Raw genomic sequence first — 20,735 nt, 5'->3', positions numbered from 1 at the left:
AAAGGCCAAAGCATGAATGCGGCACAGCTTGGTGCAGTGGTGAAGACACGGCGTCGCGAATTGGGACTAACCCAGATAGAAACCGCCGATCTGGCCGATATTTCCACCCGCGTTCTCAGCGACTTGGAGAATGGGCGGGAGACGATCAGGTTGGATATTCTCCACGCCGTGGCCAACGCTTTGGGGCTGAGTGTGGGCTTAAGCGTGCAACGCCCATGATCATTCGCATCAGAGCGCGCTTGTGAAAAATTTTGAAGACGCCAAAAAGGTACATCACGCAGTGGTCTACAAGAGCGGGCGCCCGGCGGCGACCCTTACCCGTCACGCAGGCACGGGCGTGGTGTTTGCCTACTTGCCGGCTTACCTTAGCTCCGGCGGTCCAGCCATCGCTTCCACGCTGCCGGTCCTCGATCTGCCGGTCATCTTAGGTCACGGCTCAATCCCCGCCTTCTTCGCCGGGCTCCTACCCGAGGGTGAACGCCTCGCAAAACTCCGCTGGGCGGTGAAAACGACCATTGCTGATGAATTTTCCTTACTCTTGGCTGCCGGAACAAATCCGGTAGGGGACGTCCACATCCTGCCGGCAGGCACCCCCCTGATCCCCGTTGCGCCACTGCTACAGCTCACCAAAACCATGCCATCAGTGAGGTTCAGTGACTTTGCGGCCATCCCAGGTCCCGTGGACCCCTCGGCGTTGTCAGGTTCGCAGGACAAGGTCACAGCCTCTTACGTCCAGGACAAGGACCCCTCAAGGGCATACCTCCTCAAATTCAATGATGCCAGCCACCCCCGCCGGGTGGAGACCGAGTACCTCATGCTCAACAAAGCCCGCAGGCTGGGCATCCCCGTGGCCGACGCCCGCATAGTGCACGACAGCGCTGGCCAGCCTGGGCTACTGGTCTCACGTTTTGACAGGTCCCCCAGCGGGCCCTTAGCCGTCGAGGACGGCGCCCAACTCCTGGGATTGCCGCCGTCGCGCAAGTACTCCGTTCCAAGTGAGGCCGTCGCAGCAGCGGTGGTAGCCATGTGTTCAGCCCAGCTATTGGCAGCCCGGAACGTCTTTCTACAGTTCCTCTTCGCGTGGCTCACCGGCAACGGCAATCTCCACGCCAAGAACATCTCTGTGCTCCAACACCCTAGCGGCGAGTGGTTCCTCGCCCCGGCTTACGATCTCCAATGCACGCTGGCTGGCGAAATCGAGCAAGGATTCGCGGCCGGAGTCCCCGGGGGCATACTCACGGAGCTCACCGATGGGGATCCGTCCCGGGACCCTGGCATGGCATTGCCGATTGGTGGGCGCGCAGGTATGCGGACAGCTCTGACACGCTCGGACTGGCTCCGCTTCGGCACCAGCTTGCGCTTACCGCAACGTCTGGCCGCCAAATGCATCGACAAAGCTCTTGCTGTCTCCACTTTGAGCGCGACAGAGTTGGCTTTCGAGCCCAACGTCAGCGACGCCGTCGTACGTGTTTTGGATATTAGACGGGCCATGATCAGGCGCAAGTGAACACGCAATAGACGTTTAGTGACGAATTGACGGTAAAGTGTCTATATGCCACGAATCGCCGCCCCCACCAACGCGGCTCAACGCGAGCAGACTCAGCGCAAAGTTCTCGACGCTTTTGGTGAGCTCCTTTTCAGCCACGGGCTGCCAGGGCTAACGATGACCGATGTCGCCCGGGCCGCAGGCGTTGGCCGGACTGCCGTATATAACTACTTTGCTGACATCGAGCAGTTGCTCGTCGCCTTTGCCCTAGATGAGACGGGTCGATTCGTCACGGATCTCAAGGACAAGCTGGCCGGAATTCAAAACCCCGTCGATAGGCTCTCGCTTTATGTGCGGGCACAACTCATGGACCTCACCCGGCGGCATCTTCCACCGGGCCCCGCCATGCGTTCGGTACTTTCCAACGAGTCATTTGCCAAGCTCGGTGTTCACGTCGGTGAGCTGAACACGATCCTCGAAGACATTCTTAGAGACGGCATGGACCAACATTATCTGCCCGTCGCGGACGTAGAAGGGCTGGTGCAGCTCATTCATGGATCGTTGACGGCCAGCGCTTCTCGGCGCAAAATCGAAAGCCCCGACGAAGCAAGGGTGGCTGCAGCCGTACGCTTCATCCAGGCTGGTGTGGGCGCCTCATTCGGCGCCGATGGCCGTCCCGTCACGTATTCCTAGGGTATTTTTCCCGGATCCGGTGCTGGTGACGGACTGGGCGCCACGGACGGCTTCGGTGAAGGGCTAAGCCTGGGGCAGGAGAGCAGGCCGGGGGTCTGGTCAACTTTCTGCGCTTCCACCAACCCCTTGTAGTCACCGGTCAAAATGAAATCGATGCTGGCGTCCGCACGGTCATCTTGGACATATTCCGAGTCGGCCACATTGTGCTGAAGATTGAAAGCAGCAGCATGCCCGGATGGCCCGGAAACCACCACCACGGGGGCGCGATAACTGGTATTTGCGTTCGCCACCACTTTGACTTGGTAGCCGCGCACTTTCAGCGCCTCCGCCACTTGGCCAGCCATACCCTCCATGGCGCCGGCGTTATAGACGTTGACCACCACAGTCGCGTTAGCCGGGTAGTCGAGGGTCTCGCTGGGGCACGTAATCGCAGGTGGCGTCGGTTTTTGAAAGCCTAACTTCAGTTCCAGCTCACCGCGCTGTACCATGCCTGCCAGGACGACGCCGGTCACTACAAGAGCCAGCAGCACTACGAGGGTGACTCCATGGACTATCCGACGCCGGACAGTGCTTGGCGCGTATTCAGGGGTTTCCGGCTCGGGAAAAGCCTCCGAAAGCCCTTCGGCGTCGATGACCTGTCGCCCGTGCCAAAACTTCACGTCCTTGGACTTTTTGCGGGCCAGCCGTTCTTCGTAAGCGTCGTCCTTGGCGCGCCGTCGAGCCTCGCGCTCGGCTTTCCGCGCCTGTTTGGCTGCTGATCGGCCGCCGTCGTCCGGGCTGTCGCCGTCCGGGCTGTCCATGCCGGGGCTGCCGCCGTCCTTGCTGTCTATGCCGGGGCCGCCGTCGTCCTTGCTAGTCATCGATCACCAAAACCCGGGCATGAAGAATGGTCCGCTGATGCAGGGCTGTGCGCACAGCCCTGTGCAACCCATCCTCCAGATACAACGTTCCGCACCACTGCACGACGTGTGGGAACAAGTCCCCAAAGAAAGTGGAGTCCTCCGCCAACAGCGCCTCAAGGTCCAACTGCGCTTTGGTAGTCACCAGATCCGCCAGTCTCACCTGGCGCGGCGCCACCGCCGCCCAATCCTTGGGCGTCACGTAGCCATGCTCGGGATAGGGCCGTTTGTTACCGACTGCTTTGAAGATCACCACCCCAGACTATGGACTGGACGCGCGATTGGGAACTGCCGCACGTGCGCGCCGCCGGGTGTGTTGCCAAATGGTTACAGTTCTGGTCTTCGAACCACGCGGGAGGCTGCAATCATAGATTCATGAGCCTTGACACCCCACCCCTTGCGTTGCTACTCGACGTGGACGGACCCATTGCCAGCCCTATCACGCGAAAAGTGGCCCCTGGGATTATTGCCAGCCTCAATGCGTTACTTCGAGTGGGCATCCCCGTGGTCTTCAACACGGGGCGTTCGGATGCGTTCATCCTTGAGCAGGTCATGGCACCCATGATCGCGGCAGGCATTCCAGCCCGATCCGTTGTCCATGCGGTTTGCGAGAAGGGCGCCGTATGGTTCAGCTTCACCGCCAACGGTCCCGGCACCATTCACGTGGACCGCGATTTGGCCATGCCAACCAGCTTTGCTGACGATGTCCGATCCCTCGTGGGGGAATCCTATGCAGATCACATGTTCTTTGACGAAACCAAGCGTGCCATGGTCTCCGTAGAACAATTAGTGGCCGTAGACAATGACGATTATCTGACGCAACAAAAGCTCTTTGATTCTGACGTCCTGGCACTGATGTCACGGCACGGCTTGGGCGCGGTGCGGTTAGAGCATCGCTACCCCGCGCCTGACGGCGACATCAACTACCGAGTGGATCCCTCTATCATTTCTACTGACATAGAGTCCGTCCGGCTAGGCAAAGATCTGGGCGCCAGCCGGGCCGTTGAACTGCTTTGCGCAGAAGGCATCGTGCCTGCGGCTTGGCGGACAGTGGGTGATTCCCGTACCGACTACGCCATGGCCGACTGGCTGCATCATCAAGGGCACGAGGTAAAACACGTGGACGTGCGTCCAAAAGACGGTGTCCCCACTAAGCCCTACCAAGTGCTCACTGCCGCCGACCTTGGCCTCGGCGCTGACATCATTCACGACCACGCCGGCGCCTCCTTCTTGCAGGCTTGGCTCGACGCCGTCAGGGGTTAGTTCTTAGCGGAGCCGCCACGGCGATTCGTGGGCTTGGGTAGTTACGCCTCATGGTTGTTACGCCAGGGCTGATTCGACGGCGGTCACAAGCTCCGGCGAATCGGGAGTGGTCGCAGAATCGAACCGTGCCAGCAAAACGCCGTCACTGCTCAGAAGAAACTTCTCAAAGTTCCACTTCACGGCGTCAGCGCCCTGCGAGGTCAATTCCGCAAAGAGCGGGTGCGCATCGGCTCCGTTAACATCCGCCTTGGCGCCCAGCGGAAACGTGACGCCAAAATTCTTCTGGCAGAATTCAACGATCTCCTCGTCAGTGCCCGGCTCCTGAGCCCCGAATTGGTTGCAGGGAACGCCCAAAACCACCAAACCGCGCTCTCTAAACGTCTGATACAGGGCTTCCAGAGCAGAATACTGCGCGGTAAAGCCGCACTTCGACGCCACGTTCACGACCAAAGTGGCCTTGCCGCCCAGGGTACCCAGCGTAGTTTTAGTGCCTTCGCTCAGAGCTACGGGAATATTGTTCAGATTTTGTGTACTCACACCCTGATCCTATCGCCAGCACGCGACACGTCCCGACAGTCTCAGGCATACCCAGGGTTGTCAAGGGCAGCAAAAATCCCCCGGAAACACAAGGCTTCCAGGGGATACTTTGTAGCTGGCGGAGGATGGGGGATTTGAACCCCCGAGGGCGTTAACCCAACACGCGTTCCAGGCGTGCGCCATAGGCCGCTAGGCGAATCCTCCAGCTTGCCGTGGTGAACACGGCAGGTTCAAGAGTACCTGAAGAAGTGCCGAAGTTACGAATCGCACGCAGACCCCAGACAATAGAAGAGAAAATAAGGGTAGTAAGACTCCGTTCAAGCCCTACTACCCTTATTCCTACTGACGGTCCATCAAAAATGCAGACCATGCGGTGCGGAGATGCAAAGATGCGATCTCGCTCCGAGACACGCGATAGTGGCGCTCCTTGCCAAAATCGGTGTACTTTACAAACTTTACAACATTGTCATGTGATTATGATATTCCGCACCATAATTACTTCATCTTTGTCGTGATCGCATTTAAAGAAATCTATTGTTCCGCGCAAATAATCACAGCAAATGAGGACGCCGGCGTTTATCGCACGCCGTGGTTCACTGCCAACACGGCGGCCACAAACCCACCGAGCAAAAATACCGTTGTCAGTATCCACAACAAAAATTGCTGTTCCGAATGACGATGCGCACGTTGGCTGGTGTTTGTCGAAAATACCTCGAGGCGTAAAAGTGCGCTGATGCCGCACACAAAAGCAAGGGTCAAAAATGCCCATTGAAAAATTCCGTAAATCATGGCGTCCGTCAGCTCCTCGTGGCCTCAGGCAGCTGGAGGCTCCGCCCGGAGCACTTTTGTCCGTGAACTTCGCTTCCTGCATACGCAAACAACTGTTGCCATAGACAGGGCGCCTCTCTGTGGCGAACGTACCACCGTTGCCTGTCAATTGAAATGGTTGATCCTCGAAGCTAATTTCATCCCGCCCGCCCCTTCGGGTAGGCTGTTGGACGGCCCCTCATGCGGCGTCACCCTGTGAACTCCCCCAGGACCGGAAGGTAGCAAGGGTAAGCGGGCTCTGGCGGGTGCATGGGGGGTCTTTATTTTTGCCCCGAAGTTATCCCCAGATTTGCACGGTCTGCGGCAGCCCCGGTATTTTTTCAGGCAGATTAGATAGGGTTCAACCTGTGAGCGCACCAACAGCCCTTTACCGCCGGTACCGTCCCGATTCTTTTGCGGACGTGATCGGCCAAGAGCATGTCACAGCTCCCCTAATGGCCGCGCTCGATAAAGACCGGGTCAACCACGCGTACCTGTTTTCCGGGCCCCGAGGCTGCGGCAAGACCACATCGGCTCGCATCCTGGCCCGGTGTTTGAATTGCGCGCAGGGTCCTACGTCTCATCCGTGTGGCACGTGCGCGAGTTGCGTTGAGTTAGCTCGCGGCGGCTCCGGCTCTCTGGACGTTATTGAAATTGACGCGGCCAGCCATGGCGGCGTGGATGACGCCCGCGATCTTCGCGAACGCGCCACTTTTGCCCCCATCCGAGACCGCTACAAAATCTTCATCATCGATGAGGCCCATATGGTGACCTCAGCCGGCTTCAACGCACTCCTGAAAATTGTTGAAGAGCCCCCGGAACACATTAAGTTCATTTTCGCCACAACCGAGCCGGACAAGGTCATTGGCACCATCCGTTCGCGTACGCACCACTACCCTTTCCGTCTGGTGCCGCCCGAGCCCCTCATGAAGTACCTGAGCATGCTGTGCGAGGCAGAAAACGTTCCCGTCGCTCCCGGCGTGCTATCCCTCGTGATCCGCGCCGGAGGCGGATCGGTTCGCGACTCCCTCTCAGTGCTGGATCAACTCATGGCTGGCGCCGGGACCGCGGGCCTAGACTACGAATTGGCCGTCGACCTCCTCGGTTACACCCACGCTTCGCTACTGGACGACGTCGTTGAGGCTTTGGCAGCCAGCGATTCCGCTACGGTCTTCAAGTCGGTGGACCGAGTCATCCAGACCGGCCACGACCCCCGGCGCTTTGTTGAGGACTTACTGGAGAGATTCCGGGATCTCATCATTGTTCAGGCCATGCCAGAGAATGCGCATGCGATCCTGCGAGGCACTCCAGAGGAACTCATTGCGCGCATGCAGACGCAGGCCGCACAGCTTGGCGCCGCCGAACTCTCCCGGGCCGCTGACGTCACCAATGCTGCTTTCAACGAGATGACAGGAGCGTCTTCTCCGCGGCTGCACTTGGAATTGTTGGGCGCGCGCCTACTACTACCCGGCGCTGATGCCTCTGTCCGTGGCATGACCGCCAGACTAGATGCCATGGAACGCCGCCTCAATTATGGTGGGGCACCGGCCCAGGCTGGAGAAGCCGCAGAAACGCTGAGCGCTCTCCCGCAGGCGGCCTCATCAATTTCCCCATCCAACGTTTCTCCTGGCCCCGACCTTTCCCCTGGCGACGCCTCCCACGCATCCGGAGGGGGGCTGGCTGCGGTTCGTGCTCAGCTTGCCAAGGCCAAGGCTGACGCCGGAGCCCAGGTCGCTAGCCGCCGCGCCCCGGCGTCAGCAACCTCAACTGAGGCGGACGCCCCAACATGGGATGATCTTTCCGCTCAGGACAGTTCTGAGGCACCGCCAGTCCAGTCCGCACCGGCCGCTGCCACTTCTTCCGGCACGAAAGCGGAGTCTGCCCCGGCCCCCACTTCAGCGGCTCCAACCCACGCTGAAAAGGAGTCCACCCCGGCTCCAGCTACAGCACCCGCCCCAGCTACCCAGACTCCCGCTGATGCCCCGGCGGCTGTGGGGACGTCCGGCATTGAAGTCATCCGCCGAGCCTGGCCTGAGATTCTCTCTAATTTGGGTAACATCCGCAAGGCTTCGTGGGCCTTGGTAAACCAGAATGTTGTTCCCCGTGCCTTCGACGGCGAAACATTGCGTGTTGCCCTGCCCACCACGGCACTCATTCAAACATTTGAAGGTAGCGGTCACTCCGAGAACTTGCGTCAGGCCATCCACACCACGCTGGGTATTAGTTGCCAGATAGACCCAACCACGGGTGACGGTCCTTCCCGTGAAACGAGCGCTGAGCCAAACCCAAAAGTACCCGCTGACTCACCCCGGCCAAGCGGTGACCGGCCAGCTAGTTTCATCATTGAAGAAACTGCCAAGGCTGGAGTGACCGGATCTGCTGGTCTTTCCAGTGCAGCCGGGTCCAGTCCCGTTCCTGCTGCTGCCCCTGCCTCGGACGGCTGGGACGGCCCGATCCCGCAGGAGCCGGAGTGGGATCATGAGCCTGCGGAGGATAATTGGGCGCCCGAGGCAACCCCCGCGCCTGCGCTTACACAGGTGCCGGATCGTCCCAAGGTGTCCTCCATCTCAGCTTGGACCACGGGTTGGGACCTTCCACCCGCGTCAGCGAAAACCGCCGCTGCCATCCCGCAACCTTCCGCGGCGCCACGCCGCAGCGAACTTTTGGCCGCCCAGGCGCAGCAAGCTACAGACCAAGTCACCCCAGCTGACACGTCTGTAGATTGGGGAGTCTCCTTGGGTGCGGCTTCCCGCACTCACGTGGCAGATCCCGGCTGGGGAGCACCGGGATCCGCACCTGATTGGTCGCAAGCAGCTACAGCGCTTCCGGCACAGCAAACAAGTGACGGTGCGCCGGAGACGCCAACGCCGTCCGAGGGGGCACCCACCGCCGCGCCAGCACCCGAAAGGCCAGCACCCGAAAGGCCAGCACCTGCGCCAACAGCAAGAAGCACCAGTGCTCAAACGCTGCCGGCAGCTGTCCCCCCAGAAATATTCGTCGCGCCTGCCGGTGGCGAAAAACTGAGCCGGTACCAGCAACTTTCCAACAGTGCCGAGGCAAAGGCCAGTAGGGCACAAGCTGCAAGTGGCGGCCCCGACGCACCTTATGTGGAGGATGTTCCCAGCCCGGACGACGTCACTCTTGAGGAGTCTGGCGTGGCCGGGCAGGGCGCCGTCGAACGTATCTTAGGCGGAGTGTTGATCGAGGAACGTCCGCTGAACACCACACGCTAGGACAATTCAACTAGCTTTTAGCTACCAAGCTTAGAACCAAAAGAACAAGAGGAAACGTGTACGAAGGAGCAGTTCAGGAGCTCATCGACGAGCTGGGGCGCCTACCAGGCATTGGTCCCAAGTCAGCCCAGCGGCTGGCATTCCACATTTTGGAGGCAGATACCGAGGACATGCAACGGCTGGTGCGTGCGATTGTCACCGTGAAGGAACGCGTAAAGTTTTGCACGGTATGCGGCAATGTTACCGAAGAAGAACTCTGCAACATCTGCCGCGACCCACGCCGGGATCAGACTGTGATCTGCGTGGTGGAGGAGTCAAAAGACGTCATGGCGGTGGAACGAACCCGCGCCTTCCACGGCAGATATCACGTTTTGGGCGGCTCCATCAATCCCATCGCGGGGATCGGGCCCGAGCAATTGCGCATCCGGGAACTGCTGACACGACTCAACGACAACCAGATCACCGAAATCATCATCGCCACTGATCCCAACTTGGAGGGCGAGGCCACAGCTACATACCTCTCGCGCATGTTGGCCAGCCTTGGTATTGCGGTAACCCGCTTGGCCTCCGGGCTGCCGGTCGGCGGCGACTTGGAATACGCGGACGAGGTCACACTTGGACGGGCCTTTGAGGGACGGCGAAACGCTCTGGCCTAAAGTGAATGCCTAGTTACAGACCACGCCCATCTTCACGATCGGCGCGGACCATCCGGGCAAGTCGTTCCCATGTAGGGGTGCCAGGCGTGGGGACGTACAGCACAAAATGCAGCTCCGGCACGTCCGAAGGCACCAGACGGAGCTGGTCGAACACCAGTTCGCCGACTGCAGGGTGCACGAACACGCGCTGACGGGATGCGAACCCTTCTACTTTGCGGTCAGCCCAAATCTGCGCAAACTCCGGGCTTGCCGCCATTAGCCGCTGGACCAGCACCGTATGCGCCACAGACCCAAGCCGCGGCCCAGCCTCTGCGCGGAATTCGGCTACAAAGTGGCGCGAAGTCTCCTCCCAATCGGGCAGCATCTCGCGAAGATGCGGGTCAGTGAAGATCAGCCAGAGCAGGTTCCGCTCAGCAGGTTCGACGTCGGCAATTCGCGAATAGAGGCCAGCATAAGCATCATTCCAGCCTGCAATCCCCCAGTCCGGAGCCACTGCGAATGCTGGAAATCCGAGAGCGTCCAGTAGCCCTTGCAAGTGTGGCGGCGCCGCCTCGATCACGGCTACCTCAGCGGCTCGGACGGGTGAATAGCCTCCCAGGGCTAGCAGGTAGGAGGTCTCCGCGTTCGTCAAATGCAGGACGCGAGCAACGGATTCAAGCACCTGTCGCGATGCGTTGATGTCCCGCCCCTGTTCCAACCACGTGTACCAGGTGACGCTGACGTTGGCGAAAGCTGCGACCTCTTCCCGTCGTAGCCCCACCGTGCGGTTCCGTCCCACGGGTGGCAGTCCGTGTTCGGCTCGGATCAGGTTGTTTCGACGGTCGCGCAGGAACTGGCCCAGTTCCCGCCGTCGTTCTTCATTCATCATTTCAAAACTATCACTCTCACTACTAGTAGTGACACCGACTTCCGTGCCGGTGTTCGTGATGGTTAACTGATTTCATGCCTTCACTACGCTCACGAACAGTCACCCACGGCCGCAATATGGCCGGAGCCCGCGCACTCATGATGGCCTCTGGCGTCGCCAAGTCTGACATTGGCAAGCCCATCATTGCCGTAGCCAACTCGTTCACCGAGTTCGTGCCCGGCCACACCCACCTTGCCCCCGTGGGTCGGATAGTCTCTGAGGCCATCCACGCCGCGGGTGCAATTGCGCGCGAATTCAACACGATCGCCGTTGATGACGGGATCGCTATGGGCCACGGCGGCATGCTCTACTCCCTCCCCTCCCGCGATCTGATCGCCGATTCCGTGGAGTACATGGTCAACGCCCACTGTGCCGACGCCCTAGTATGCATCTCCAACTGCGACAAAATTACCCCAGGAATGCTCATGGCGGCGATGCGCTTGAATATCCCCACCGTCTTCGTCTCGGGCGGTCCCATGGAAGCCGGCCGTGTGACTCTGACCGACGGTTCGGTACGTTCACTTGACCTTGTCAACGCCATCTCGGACGCAGTCGACGCATCCGTCTCTGACGCCGACATCGACCTCATTGAAGCCAACGCATGCCCCACCTGCGGTTCTTGTTCTGGCATGTTCACTGCCAATTCCATGAACTGCCTCACGGAAGCTATCGGGCTCTCCTTGCCGGGCAACGGATCCCTTCTGGCTACACACACCGCGCGCCGTGGCCTGTACGAAAAAGCCGGGGCCACCGCCGTCGAACTGGCCAAACGGTATTACGAGGACGACGACGATTCCGTGCTGCCGCGCTCGATCGCCACAGCGGAGGCGTTCGATAACGCCATGGCGTTGGACATTGCCATGGGCGGTTCCACCAACACGATTTTGCACCTACTCGCGGCAGCCCAGGAGGCAGGGGTCGACTACGACCTCACCCATATGGATGCCCGCTCCCGCCAAGTTCCCTGTCTCGCGAAGGTGGCTCCAAATGTTTCAGGCAGTAAGACGTACTACATGGAAGACGTGCACCGCGCCGGCGGTATCCCAGCCCTACTGGGCGAACTAAACCGTGGCGGTTTGCTGCATGGCAACGTCCACTCGGTACATTCCAAGGACCTCGACGGTTGGCTAGAGGACTGGGACCTACGCAGTGGAAACACTACGGAAGAAGCCAAATCTCTTTGGCATGCTGCCCCCGGTGGAGTGCGCTCCTCGACTGCTTTCTCGCAGTCAAACGAGTGGACTTCCTTGGACACCGATGCCGCTGAAGGCTGCATCCACGATGTTGCCAACGCTTTCTCTACAGACGGTGGATTGGCTGTGCTGCGCGGGAACATTGCCCTCGACGGGGCTGTAGTAAAGACCGCTGGCGTTGACGAATCGATTTGGACGTTTGAAGGACCGGCTGTGGTGTGCGAGTCGCAGGATGAGGCCGTGGAAAAAATTCTTGACGGCACCGTCAAGGAGGGCGACGTCGTCGTTATCCGCTACGAGGGTCCCAAGGGTGGGCCCGGTATGCAGGAAATGCTTTACCCCACTTCATATCTGAAGGGGCGCAAGCTAGGTAAGGCGTGCGCCCTTATTACAGATGGACGTTTCTCCGGCGGCACTTCGGGGCTTTCAATCGGCCACGTCTCGCCCGAAGCGGCGGCTGGCGGCATGATCGCCCTCGTGGAAAACGGTGACCTGATCCGAATTGACATCCCCAACCGTTCTCTGGAACTAGCCGTCGGGGCAGACGTCCTAGACGCCCGCCGCGAACACCTTGAGGCGACGATCGGTTATCAGCCCGCCAACCGTCAGCGCGTGGTCTCCGCCGCGTTGCGCGCCTATGCGTCTATGGCAACCAGTGCGGACAAGGGAGCGGTCCGCAAGGTACCCTACAGCACCGTTTTGATGAAGGCGCCGGTACCTATAACGCGCTAGGCGTACCTCTGTAAGGGCTCAGAATCTGGGACCATTTGTGACGCCCATCGGCGCGCTGATTCGGTTTGCTGACTCGGTTTGCTGTCCGCCTGCGGTGACGGCGTGCCAAGCTATCCGCGGCGTGTGAAATTTCATGCCACGTCGACGGTTTGGCACGCCGTCACCGTTGCCTTGGATGACGTTCGGGTTTTCGGCGTCGAGCTCACCGGTGACGTGATGGAAATTGCATCCACCCTCGGTGGGGGTGAGGGAGGCGCCACGTCAGGCATGAGCGCAGGACCGCAGCGTCCATCTGGCACGTAGTATGGCCGGGACCGGGAACACACACTTTATCCAGCTAGAAGGAACCGCAGTGGACCAACGCATCATCATTGTCACCGGAGCCAGCAGTGGCATCGGTGAGGCCGCTGCCCGGACGCTCGCGCAAACCGGAGACAAGATTGTCGTCGTCGGCAGATCCGCGAAACGCACCAGGGCTGTTGCAGAGGATGTAGACGCTGATTTCTTCGTGGCTGACTTTGAACGGCTCGACGACGTGCAGGAACTGGCCGCTGCCCTACGGGAAAAATATCCGCACATAGACGTCCTAGCCAACAACGCGGGCGGAATTATGGGCCGTAGAGAACTCACCATAAACGGGCATGAGAAAACGTTTCAGGTCAACCATTTGGCCCCATTCCTGCTCACGAGGTTGCTGACGGACGTGCTGATAGACAGTCACGCCCGCGTCATCAATACGTCTAGCGTGGCCCATAAACTCTTCGGCAAACTGGACATAACCGACCTTGATGCCACGAAAAAATACTCAGCCAACGGGGCCTACGGCAACGCCAAACTGGCGAATATCCTCTTCACCCATGAACTCCACCGCCGCTTCAGCGGCCAGGGCCTGACTACTGCCGCTTTCCACCCGGGCGGAGTAGCCACCAATTTCTCCGCAGGATCCGCAAGTTACTTGCGGTTCCTCTACGGAAGCGGGATGCGCTCCTACATGCTAACCCCGGCCCAGGGCGCTCAAACCATGGTGTGGCTGGCTATTGGCCAACCGGGACTCGACTGGGAATCTGGGGGCTACTTCGCCAAACGCAAACCTGCACGTACCAGCAGCCAGAGCAAGGATCCGGCGCTGGCTAAAGAGCTGTGGGAACGAAGCGATGACATGCTCTCGAAGTGGTTGCGGTGAGTTTCTCGTCCGACATATAGACGCTCTAATTCCCTCTTGGGAAGGCCACCGCGCTAAACTAGGCCTGTCTGCCAATCCGCGCCAAGAGTGCCGCACCACAGACGAGCGCTTGTGCGCTGATCAGTGGCGATCGGCAGAGCAGAACCTTTTAGAGAGTCATTTACCTGTGTTGCGTTAGGTTAGCCGATGAGTGTGCATTCATGAGCTTGATTGTTCAAAAATATGGCGGATCCTCCGTCAGTGACGCCGCGGGTATCCTGCGTGTGGCCCGCCGCGTGGTCGAAACCCAAAATGCTGGCCATGAAGTGGTCGTCGTGGTCTCCGCCATGGGGGATACCACCGATGAACTTCTGGATTTGGCGGCACAGGTTTCCAAGCACCCTCCGGCTCGCGAACTCGACATGCTCATGACGGCCGGTGAGCGGATTTCCATGGCGCTACTGGCAATGGCCATCAGCGCCCATGACGGTGTAGCTCAGTCCTTTACCGGCAGCCAGGCTGGCATGATCACCGACGGCATACATGGCAAAGCCCGGATCATCGACGTTGACCCGCACCGCGTGCGGACATGCCTTGATAAAGGCAAAGTTGCAATTGTGGCCGGATTCCAGGGGATGAGCCGCACCACCCACGAAATCACCACGATGGGCCGCGGCGGCTCCGACACCACAGCCGTGGCCCTTGCCGCTGCCTTGAATGCTGACGTGTGTGAGATCTACACCGATGTGGACGGCGTTTACACAGCTGATCCCCGTGTGGTGCCCACTGCCCAAAAAATCAGCAAGATCTCCAGTGAAGAAATGCTGGAAATGGCGGCTTCCGGCGCCAAGATCCTGCACTTGCGGTGCGTGGAATACGCTCGTCGCTTTGGGTTACCCATTCATGTGCGCTCGTCCTTTAGCGACCATGAGGGCACATGGGTACTGCCTAGTCCAGATGACAAAATCAAGTTCACAGAAGGAGTTGCCTTGGAGCAGCCCATCATTTCCGGCGTGGCCCATGACCGCTCCGAAGCAAAAGTTACAGTGGTTGGCGTCCCTGACATCCCGGGCAAGGCGGCCATGATCTTCGGCATCATCGCCGGCGCACACACCAACATCGACATGATTGTCCAAAATATTTCCACTAAGGGATCCGGCAAAACGGACATCTCCTTCACACTTCCCATGGTGGAAGGCGAGGATGCCCTAGCTGCCCTGCGGTCCCAACAGTCTGAGGTTGGCTTTGAGGATCTCATCTACGACGACAAGATCGGCAAGCTTTCGCTGATAGGCGCGGGCATGCGCTCCAACCCTGGCGTGTCCTACCGCTTTTTCCAGGCCCTCTCCGACGCCGGGGTCAACATCGATCTGATCTCTACTTCCGAGATACGCATTTCTGTGGTGACCCGCGCCGACCTCTTGGACGCGGCAGTGCGTGCCGTTCACCAAGCTTTCGAGCTCGACGGCGACGACGAGGCGACGATCTACGGAGGGACAGGGCGCTAAGCTCCCTTTTATTTACGTGAGTTCTTGCGCCTTGCGAGTGGCGTAATGATGCCCGGCCGTATCCGTGTGTTCCTCGATATGGGAGAGCACTTCATCGCTTTCGTCTTCAATGGCGTCATGGCGGTGAACTATGGGGGAATCTACATCACCTTGATCGGCTGGTCCAAAAACCATCCGAAACTTATCCGTGGCATGCATGACCTTCTCGACGAACCTTCGCTCATCTGACACGATCAGCACCCCCTCTCAAATTTTTGAAGGTGTGAAACGTATCTCTCAATCTTACTCCGGTACCTTCCCAAAGGCGCCGCGATCCTTGAGAATTATCCCGCTCCAGGAGCCGAAAGCACCCAGCGATTAGTCATCGGCAAACTTGTCCACCAAATAGGTACTGCCGTCGGCCCGTCTGACCATGGTCCACTGCTCCGCAGCGGCTTGTGCCTGCTCCAACAGTTCCTTATTTTGCGCCGTCATCTCATGGTCCAAAGGACTGCTGTGAGCCGGGCCAAAGATGGCTCGCAACCGACCCGTGAGCCGCATGAATCGATGCACGCGGCGTTCCTTAGGCATCAAAGATTCCTTTACCGTTGTTTCACGACTGTGGCTCACAGCGTACCCTAATGATTAGTGCACTAACTAAATCTTTAGTGCCATCTACCGCCAAAGGACTACACGCATGTCTGCCACCGAGAACGATCTACTCCTCGAACGCCAACTGTGCTTTGGACTGAGTGTCGCGTCTCGAAGCGTCATTGCCGCTTACAAGCCCGTACTGGCACCTTTGTCGCTTACCCATCCGCAGTACCTGGTGATGCTCACTTTGTGGGAAGCTGCACCACGCACCGTCAAGGACATTGGCGCCACTTTGATGCTTGAATCTGCCACCCTGTCCCCGCTGTTGAAGCGGTTGGAGGCACTGGGCTACATAAGCCGCCAACGCTCGACGGCGGATGAGAGGGCCTTGGCCATTGACCTCACGCCTGCAGGGGCCGCCTTACGCCAAAAAGCGCTCACAGTTCCCGGCACAATGATGGAACGACTGGGCCTGAACCCTGAGCGTGCGCGCGCTCTCCATACGAGCATGCTGGCCCTGATCTCTGCAGCGCACCAGACTTTGGCGGATAATTGATTTATGACCGCTGCCCCTGACGTTCTCGAAGAGCCAGTCTTCGCGTATCTTGATGAAGCCACATGGCTCGCCCGTGAAGAAGCCCACCAGGAACGTGTGGACCGCTATGCCCTCCCGTATTTGGCCCGCCGCTCCGGCGGATTCAAACATCCCGTGGAAGACTTTCTTTTCACCTACTACACACAAAAACCAGGTCAGCTGCGCCGCTGGCATCCCGGAGCGGGCGTGGTTTTGACCGGCGAAAACGCAACAGAACGCCTGAACTGGAAGTATTACCGCACTGCCCCCGGCTCCACTCTGGAGAGAGCCGCTGCATCCAAGTCCGGCGTCGTAATTGACACGAACAAGTTCCTCGAACAGCGCAAGGAGGCACTCGATTTCGCGCGGATTATCCTGGGCCGAACCGCGGATAGGCCGGCACAATTTGGCTGCTTCGGTCTGCATGAATGGGCCATGGTCTACCAGCAGGAGGCCAATCAGGTCAGGCACGAATACCTAAACCTGCGTCTTGGCTCCGGTGGTACGGATGCCGTGGTGGAAGAAAACAGGATCCGCTGCACGCACTTTGATGCGTACCGTTTCTACACTCCGGCGGCCTCTGGACTCAATGAGCTCACCCCCACACGGGTCAACCAACAGGATATAGAGCAGCCCGGCTGTCTCCACGCAAATATGGACCTCTACAAATGGGCTTACAAGCTCTCCCCGTTACTGCCCAGCGAAATGGTGATGGATTGTTTTGAGCTCTCCTGGCGTATTCGGGCGATGGACATGCGCGCTTCGCCTTACGACCTCGCCGAATGGGGATATCCTCCGATCCAGATTGAGACGGCCGCCGGCAAAGCCGACTACGTGGCACACCAGCGCGCTTTCAGTGCAGAGTCGGCAGTCCTCAGGGGCCGGCTACGGACTTTCTTAGACACCGTCGTGCCTTGACGGGGCGCCCTGCTACAGGACTAGGCAGTCCAATTTTCGGGAGTTTGAAGACACTCGACTAGAATGGGGAAGCAAGCTCGCGGAGCGCTTTGTTTCACGGATTCCTGGACCATCTATTGGAGTTCCTTTTCGAAAGCGTGAGACGGCAGTTCCGCGGCCAACCCCTCTCATCACCAGGAGTTTCTTCGATGCCCCGGATCGTTGTCGACGTCATGCTCAAGCCCGAAATTCTGGACCCGCAGGGGAAAGCCATTGTCGGCGCCCTTCCCCGCCTGGGATTCACCGCGTTTTCCGCGGTCCGCCAGGGCAAGCGTTTTGAACTATACGTTGATGGTGAGGTGACAGAGGAGATTCTGGCCCAAGCCCGCGAAGCCGCTGCGACCATGCTCTCCAACCCCGTCATTGAAGATGTGGTCAACGTTGAAGTTGTGGCGGACTAGACATGACTGAAACCCCCTTGATCGGCGGGGCGGTCCAAACCCCCGTTGACTCCCGTTTAGCTGGTGCCCGCATCGGCGTCGTCACCTTCCCGGGCACCCTGGATGACCGAGACGCCGCCCGTGCGGTGCGTGTTTCTGGTGCGACCGCTGTGGAACTGTGGCACGGCGATTCCAGCTTGAGCGACGTGGACGCTGTCATCATCCCCGGCGGCTTCTCCTACGGCGACTACCTGCGCGCTGGCGCCATCTCCCGCTTTGCCCCCCTCATGGGAAAAATCGTTGACGCCGCCACATCGAACGCAAAATTGCCTGTTTTGGGGATTTGCAATGGCTTTCAGATCCTGACCGAGGCACATCTTTTGCCCGGCTCCATGATCAAGAACGACCACCTGTTGTTTCTGTGCCGCGACCAGGTCCTTCGAGTGGAAAACAACACGAGCTCCTGGACCAATGCCTACGCACTCGGTGAAGAAATCACCGTCCCGCTAAAAAACCAGGATGGCCAGTACATCGCCGACGAAAAGACTCTCGACGCCCTGGAAGCTGAAGGTCGTGTGGCCTTCCGCTACGTGGGTTCCAACCCGAACGGATCCCGCCGCGACATCGCTGGGATCACGAACGCCGCTGGCAACGTGGTGGGTCTTATGCCCCACCCCGAGCACGCCGTGGAGCACGGCTATGGGCCGGCCCACACAGGCACAGACGGCCGCGGATTCTTCACCTCTGTCTTGAATACACTTTTGGGAGACAAATAAATGTCGGAGACCTCGCTCCCCGCCGGCCCGGCCACCGGGGCGCTAAAAAAGTTCAACATCGACACCGTGGAGAATGCGGAGGCAACCCCCGACGTCGAACTTCCCTGGGCCGAACTGGGCCTGAAGCAAAACGAATTCGACGACGTCGTGAAGGTTTTAGGGCGCCGTCCAACCGGCGCGGAGCTGGCCATGTATTCGGTCATGTGGAGCGAACACTGCTCCTACAAATCCTCCAAGAACCACCTGCGCCAGTTTGGCGAAAAAGTCACCCCGGAAATGAAGAAGGACATGTTGGTGGGCATTGGCGAAAACGCCGGAGTCACCAATCTGGGGGACGGCTGGGCCGTGACCTTCAAGATCGAAAGTCACAACTCGCCGTCGTTCGTTGAGCCCTACCAAGGTGCCGCGACAGGTATTGGCGGAATCGTTCGCGACATCATCTCCATGGGCGCCCGTCCCGTGGCTGTCATGGATCCGCTGCGTTTTGGCGCGATCGACCACCCCGACACAGCCCGCGTCATGCACGGCGCGGTGGCGGGAATTGGCGGCTACGGCAACTCGCTGGGTCTGCCGAACATTGGTGGAGAGATGGTCTTTGACCCGATCTACCAGGGCAACCCGCTCGTGAACGCCCTGGCTGTGGGCGTGATGCGTCATGAGGATATCCGCTTGGCCAACGCATCCGGTCTTGGCAATAAAGTGGTCCTCTTCGGTGCGCGCACCGGTGGCGACGGCATTGGCGGCGCTTCCGTGCTGGCCAGCGAGTCCTTTGATTCCACTAAACCGTCCAAGCGCCCAGCCGTTCAGGTGGGCGACCCTTTCGCCGAGAAGGTCTTGATCGAGTGCTGCCTTGAACTGTTCAAGGGCTCCCTGGTGGAAGGTATCCAGGACTTGGGTGCTGCGGGTATCTCCTGCGCTACCTCAGAACTGGCATCCAATGGCGACGGTGGCATGGAGGTTGAGCTGACCTCGGTGCTGCTCCGAGATCCCTCCCTTACTCCGGGCGAAATCCTCATGTCCGAGTCCCAGGAACGCATGATGGCTGTGGTCTCTCCGGAGAACGTGGCCGCTTTTGAGTCCGTCATGGACAAATGGGCTGTGGAATACTCCTGGTTAGGCGAAGTAACCGATACCGGCCGGTTGATCATCAAGTGGGAAGGCGAGGTCATTGTCGACGTCGACCCACGCACTGTAGCCCACGACGGCCCGGTATATGACCGCCCATACGCCCGCCCCGAATGGCAGGACGCTCTGCAGGCGGACCACTTCACCGGTTCCGTTCAGGATGCCGCCCGCCCCGCCACCTCTGAAGAGCTCAAAGCTGCGGTACTGGAACTGATCGCTTCCCCGAACATGTGCTCCAAGGACTGGATCACCAACCAGTACGACCGCTACGTGGGCGGTAATACGGCACAGGCTTTCCCGGACGACGCCGGCGTGATCCGCGTGGACGAGGAAACAGGCTTGGGCGTGGCACTGGCAACTGACGCCAATGGCCGCTACACCTATCTTGATCCGTACCATGGCGCCCAGTTGGCGCTCTCCGAGGCCTACCGCAACGTGGCCACCACCGGCGCCATACCGATGGCCGTCAGCGACTGCCTGAACTTCGGCTCCCCCGAGAACCCTGATGTCATGTGGCAACTGGCCGAGTCCATCCGCGGGCTCTCCGACGCCTGCCAAGTGCTAGGTATCCCGGTCACCGGCGGCAACGTCTCGCTGTACAACCAGACAGGCTCCATCCCCATCCACCCCTCCCCCGTGGTGGCTGTCCTAGGTAAGTTCGACGACGTAGCCCGCCGCACGCCGTCGGGCTGGAAGGAAGATGGCCAAGCCATCTACCTCCTGGGCACCACAGCTGCCGAGATGGACGGCTCCGAGTGGGCCAATATGCGCGGACACTTGGGCGGACTGCCGCCTGCCGTGGACCTTTCCCGTGAGCGGGAACTGGGCGAGATTCTCATCAACGCATCACGCGATGGCATGATCGATTCTGCCCACGATCTCTCCGAAGGTGGCCTCGCGGCAGCACTAGTGGAATCCTCACTGCGCTTCAATACTGGCGCCCGAGTGGCTCTTGGTGAGGTCTCGGCGCGTGACGGCGTGGATACCTTCACGATCCTGTTTGCCGAGACGCAGGGCCGGGCCATCGTGGCCGTTCCACGCAGTGAAGAAGTCCGCTTCAACGACATGTGCACGGCACGGCGCTTCCCGTTGTCCCGAATCGGTGTGGTTGATGCAGCAGGCGCCGCCTTAGATATTCAAGGCCTGTTCACCGCTGAACTCGATGAGCTCCGCGAAGCACACGAGGGGACACTGCCGAAGTACTTCGGCTAGTCCCCAACTCCTCCCCAAGTTTGGGTCGCTAGCGACCCAAACTTGGGGCCCCTCGGAGTTGT

The 20,735-nt window shown here is 59.5% G+C and carries 22 protein-coding genes, 1 tRNA gene and 1 other RNA gene; 17 read left to right on the top strand and 7 right to left on the bottom strand.

Features of this window, described 5'->3' with window-relative positions:
* Positions 1–12 precede the first annotated feature (12 nt).
* From LOH53_RS04430 to LOH53_RS04420, 3 genes are read left to right on the top strand one after another with little or no spacing between them, the layout of a single operon-like run.
* Positions 13–219 (top strand): helix-turn-helix domain-containing protein, encoded by a 207-nt coding sequence (locus tag LOH53_RS04430; protein ID WP_230066514.1) that lies wholly within the window; start codon positions 13–15, stop codon positions 217–219.
* Positions 220–241: 22 nt separating this feature from the next.
* Positions 242–1,507 carry a type II toxin-antitoxin system HipA family toxin gene (locus LOH53_RS04425; RefSeq protein ID WP_230066513.1) on the top strand — a complete coding sequence of 422 codons (1,266 nt, stop codon included), beginning with the start codon at positions 242–244 and terminating at the stop codon, positions 1,505–1,507.
* Between the two features lie 45 nt (positions 1,508–1,552).
* Positions 1,553–2,179, top strand: coding sequence for a TetR/AcrR family transcriptional regulator (locus LOH53_RS04420; protein ID WP_230066512.1), 627 nt, complete (start codon positions 1,553–1,555; stop codon positions 2,177–2,179).
* Here LOH53_RS04420 and LOH53_RS04415 read toward each other — a convergent pair.
* Both LOH53_RS04415 and LOH53_RS04410 read right to left on the bottom strand, forming a co-directional pair.
* Positions 2,176–3,039: a LytR C-terminal domain-containing protein gene (locus tag LOH53_RS04415; RefSeq protein WP_230066511.1), complete on the bottom strand. Its 864-nt coding sequence runs from the start codon at positions 3,037–3,039 to the stop codon at positions 2,176–2,178. The two genes, LOH53_RS04420 and LOH53_RS04415, sit on opposite strands and share 4 nt — an antisense overlap.
* A complete protein-coding gene (locus LOH53_RS04410; RefSeq protein ID WP_230066510.1) occupies positions 3,032–3,331 on the bottom strand; it encodes a type II toxin-antitoxin system VapB family antitoxin in 300 nt (99 codons plus the stop codon). The genes LOH53_RS04415 and LOH53_RS04410 overlap by 8 nt, the downstream gene beginning before the upstream one ends.
* 122 nt (positions 3,332–3,453) lie before the next feature.
* Here LOH53_RS04410 and LOH53_RS04405 point away from each other — a divergent pair, with 122 nt between their 5' ends.
* A complete protein-coding gene (locus LOH53_RS04405; protein ID WP_230066509.1) occupies positions 3,454–4,341 on the top strand; it encodes a Cof-type HAD-IIB family hydrolase in 888 nt (295 codons plus the stop codon).
* A gap of 57 nt (positions 4,342–4,398) precedes the next feature.
* Here LOH53_RS04405 and LOH53_RS04400 read toward each other — a convergent pair whose 3' ends face one another.
* The 3 genes from LOH53_RS04400 to LOH53_RS04390 form a co-directional block, all read right to left on the bottom strand.
* Positions 4,399–4,878: a glutathione peroxidase gene (locus LOH53_RS04400; RefSeq protein WP_230066508.1), complete on the bottom strand. Its 480-nt coding sequence runs from the start codon at positions 4,876–4,878 to the stop codon at positions 4,399–4,401.
* Positions 4,879–4,994: 116 nt separating this feature from the next.
* Positions 4,995–5,082: transfer RNA gene (locus LOH53_RS04395), tRNA-Ser, on the bottom strand.
* Positions 5,083–5,454: 372 nt separating this feature from the next.
* Positions 5,455–5,667, bottom strand: a complete 213-nt coding sequence (locus tag LOH53_RS04390; protein WP_230066507.1) for a hypothetical protein — start codon at positions 5,665–5,667, stop codon at positions 5,455–5,457.
* A gap of 208 nt (positions 5,668–5,875) precedes the next feature.
* Between LOH53_RS04390 and ffs the strand changes: the two genes are divergently transcribed.
* The 3 genes from ffs to recR all read left to right on the top strand — a co-directional run bounded on the left by ffs (position 5,876) and on the right by recR (position 9,574).
* Positions 5,876–5,971: signal recognition particle sRNA small type (gene ffs, locus LOH53_RS04385), an RNA gene on the top strand.
* An 82-nt stretch (positions 5,972–6,053) separates the two neighbouring features.
* On the top strand, positions 6,054–8,918 hold the full coding sequence (locus tag LOH53_RS04380; protein WP_230066506.1) for a DNA polymerase III subunit gamma and tau: 2,865 nt from the start codon (positions 6,054–6,056) through the stop codon (positions 8,916–8,918).
* Between the two features lie 56 nt (positions 8,919–8,974).
* Positions 8,975–9,574: a recombination mediator RecR gene (recR, locus tag LOH53_RS04375; protein WP_230066505.1), complete on the top strand. Its 600-nt coding sequence runs from the start codon at positions 8,975–8,977 to the stop codon at positions 9,572–9,574.
* A gap of 13 nt (positions 9,575–9,587) precedes the next feature.
* Here the strand turns inward: recR and LOH53_RS04370 are convergent, their stop codons facing one another.
* Complete coding sequence (locus LOH53_RS04370; protein WP_230066566.1) at positions 9,588–10,439, bottom strand: helix-turn-helix transcriptional regulator; 852 nt, start codon at positions 10,437–10,439, stop codon at positions 9,588–9,590.
* A gap of 77 nt (positions 10,440–10,516) precedes the next feature.
* Here LOH53_RS04370 and ilvD point away from each other — a divergent pair, with 77 nt between their 5' ends.
* The 5 genes from ilvD (at position 10,517) to LOH53_RS16920 (ending at position 15,304) form a co-directional block, all read left to right on the top strand.
* On the top strand, positions 10,517–12,406 hold the full coding sequence (gene ilvD / locus LOH53_RS04365; protein WP_230066504.1) for a dihydroxy-acid dehydratase: 1,890 nt from the start codon (positions 10,517–10,519) through the stop codon (positions 12,404–12,406).
* Positions 12,407–12,529: 123 nt separating this feature from the next.
* Entirely contained in the window at positions 12,530–12,709 is a 180-nt protein-coding gene (locus LOH53_RS04360) for a hypothetical protein (protein ID WP_230066503.1), read from the top strand.
* A 49-nt stretch (positions 12,710–12,758) separates the two neighbouring features.
* The gene (locus LOH53_RS04355; RefSeq protein ID WP_230066502.1) at positions 12,759–13,589 is read left to right on the top strand and encodes an SDR family NAD(P)-dependent oxidoreductase; all 831 of its coding nucleotides are present in this window, start codon (positions 12,759–12,761) and stop codon (positions 13,587–13,589) included.
* 200 nt (positions 13,590–13,789) lie between these two features.
* Positions 13,790–15,076: an aspartate kinase gene (locus LOH53_RS04350; protein WP_230066501.1), complete on the top strand. Its 1,287-nt coding sequence runs from the start codon at positions 13,790–13,792 to the stop codon at positions 15,074–15,076.
* Between the two features lie 45 nt (positions 15,077–15,121).
* On the top strand, positions 15,122–15,304 hold the full coding sequence (locus tag LOH53_RS16920) for a hypothetical protein (RefSeq protein WP_326832740.1): 183 nt from the start codon (positions 15,122–15,124) through the stop codon (positions 15,302–15,304).
* A 129-nt stretch (positions 15,305–15,433) separates the two neighbouring features.
* Here the strand turns inward: LOH53_RS16920 and LOH53_RS04340 are convergent, their stop codons facing one another.
* The gene (locus LOH53_RS04340) at positions 15,434–15,646 is read right to left on the bottom strand and encodes a hypothetical protein (protein WP_230066500.1); all 213 of its coding nucleotides are present in this window, start codon (positions 15,644–15,646) and stop codon (positions 15,434–15,436) included.
* A 106-nt stretch (positions 15,647–15,752) separates the two neighbouring features.
* Here LOH53_RS04340 and LOH53_RS04335 point away from each other — a divergent pair, with 106 nt between their 5' ends.
* The 5 genes from LOH53_RS04335 (at position 15,753) to purL (ending at position 20,673) form a co-directional block, all read left to right on the top strand.
* Complete coding sequence (locus LOH53_RS04335) at positions 15,753–16,205, top strand: MarR family winged helix-turn-helix transcriptional regulator (RefSeq protein WP_230066499.1); 453 nt, start codon at positions 15,753–15,755, stop codon at positions 16,203–16,205.
* 3 nt (positions 16,206–16,208) lie between these two features.
* Positions 16,209–17,141, top strand: coding sequence for a 3-methyladenine DNA glycosylase (locus LOH53_RS04330; RefSeq protein ID WP_230066498.1), 933 nt, complete (start codon positions 16,209–16,211; stop codon positions 17,139–17,141).
* Positions 17,142–17,329: 188 nt separating this feature from the next.
* Positions 17,330–17,581, top strand: a complete 252-nt coding sequence (gene purS, locus LOH53_RS04325) for a phosphoribosylformylglycinamidine synthase subunit PurS (protein WP_230066497.1) — start codon at positions 17,330–17,332, stop codon at positions 17,579–17,581.
* Between the two features lie 2 nt (positions 17,582–17,583).
* On the top strand, positions 17,584–18,336 hold the full coding sequence (gene purQ / locus LOH53_RS04320) for a phosphoribosylformylglycinamidine synthase subunit PurQ (protein ID WP_230066496.1): 753 nt from the start codon (positions 17,584–17,586) through the stop codon (positions 18,334–18,336).
* Positions 18,337–20,673 carry a phosphoribosylformylglycinamidine synthase subunit PurL gene (gene purL / locus LOH53_RS04315; protein ID WP_230066495.1) on the top strand — a complete coding sequence of 779 codons (2,337 nt, stop codon included), beginning with the start codon at positions 18,337–18,339 and terminating at the stop codon, positions 20,671–20,673.
* Positions 20,674–20,735 lie beyond the last annotated feature (62 nt).

It is taken from the genome of Arthrobacter cryoconiti (genome assembly GCF_020905375.1).
Taxonomy (GTDB): Bacteria; Actinomycetota; Actinomycetes; order Actinomycetales; family Micrococcaceae; genus Specibacter; species Specibacter cryoconiti.
The sequence above is the reverse complement of the archived record's forward strand: the minus strand, read 5'-3'. Positions and strand labels throughout refer to the sequence as shown.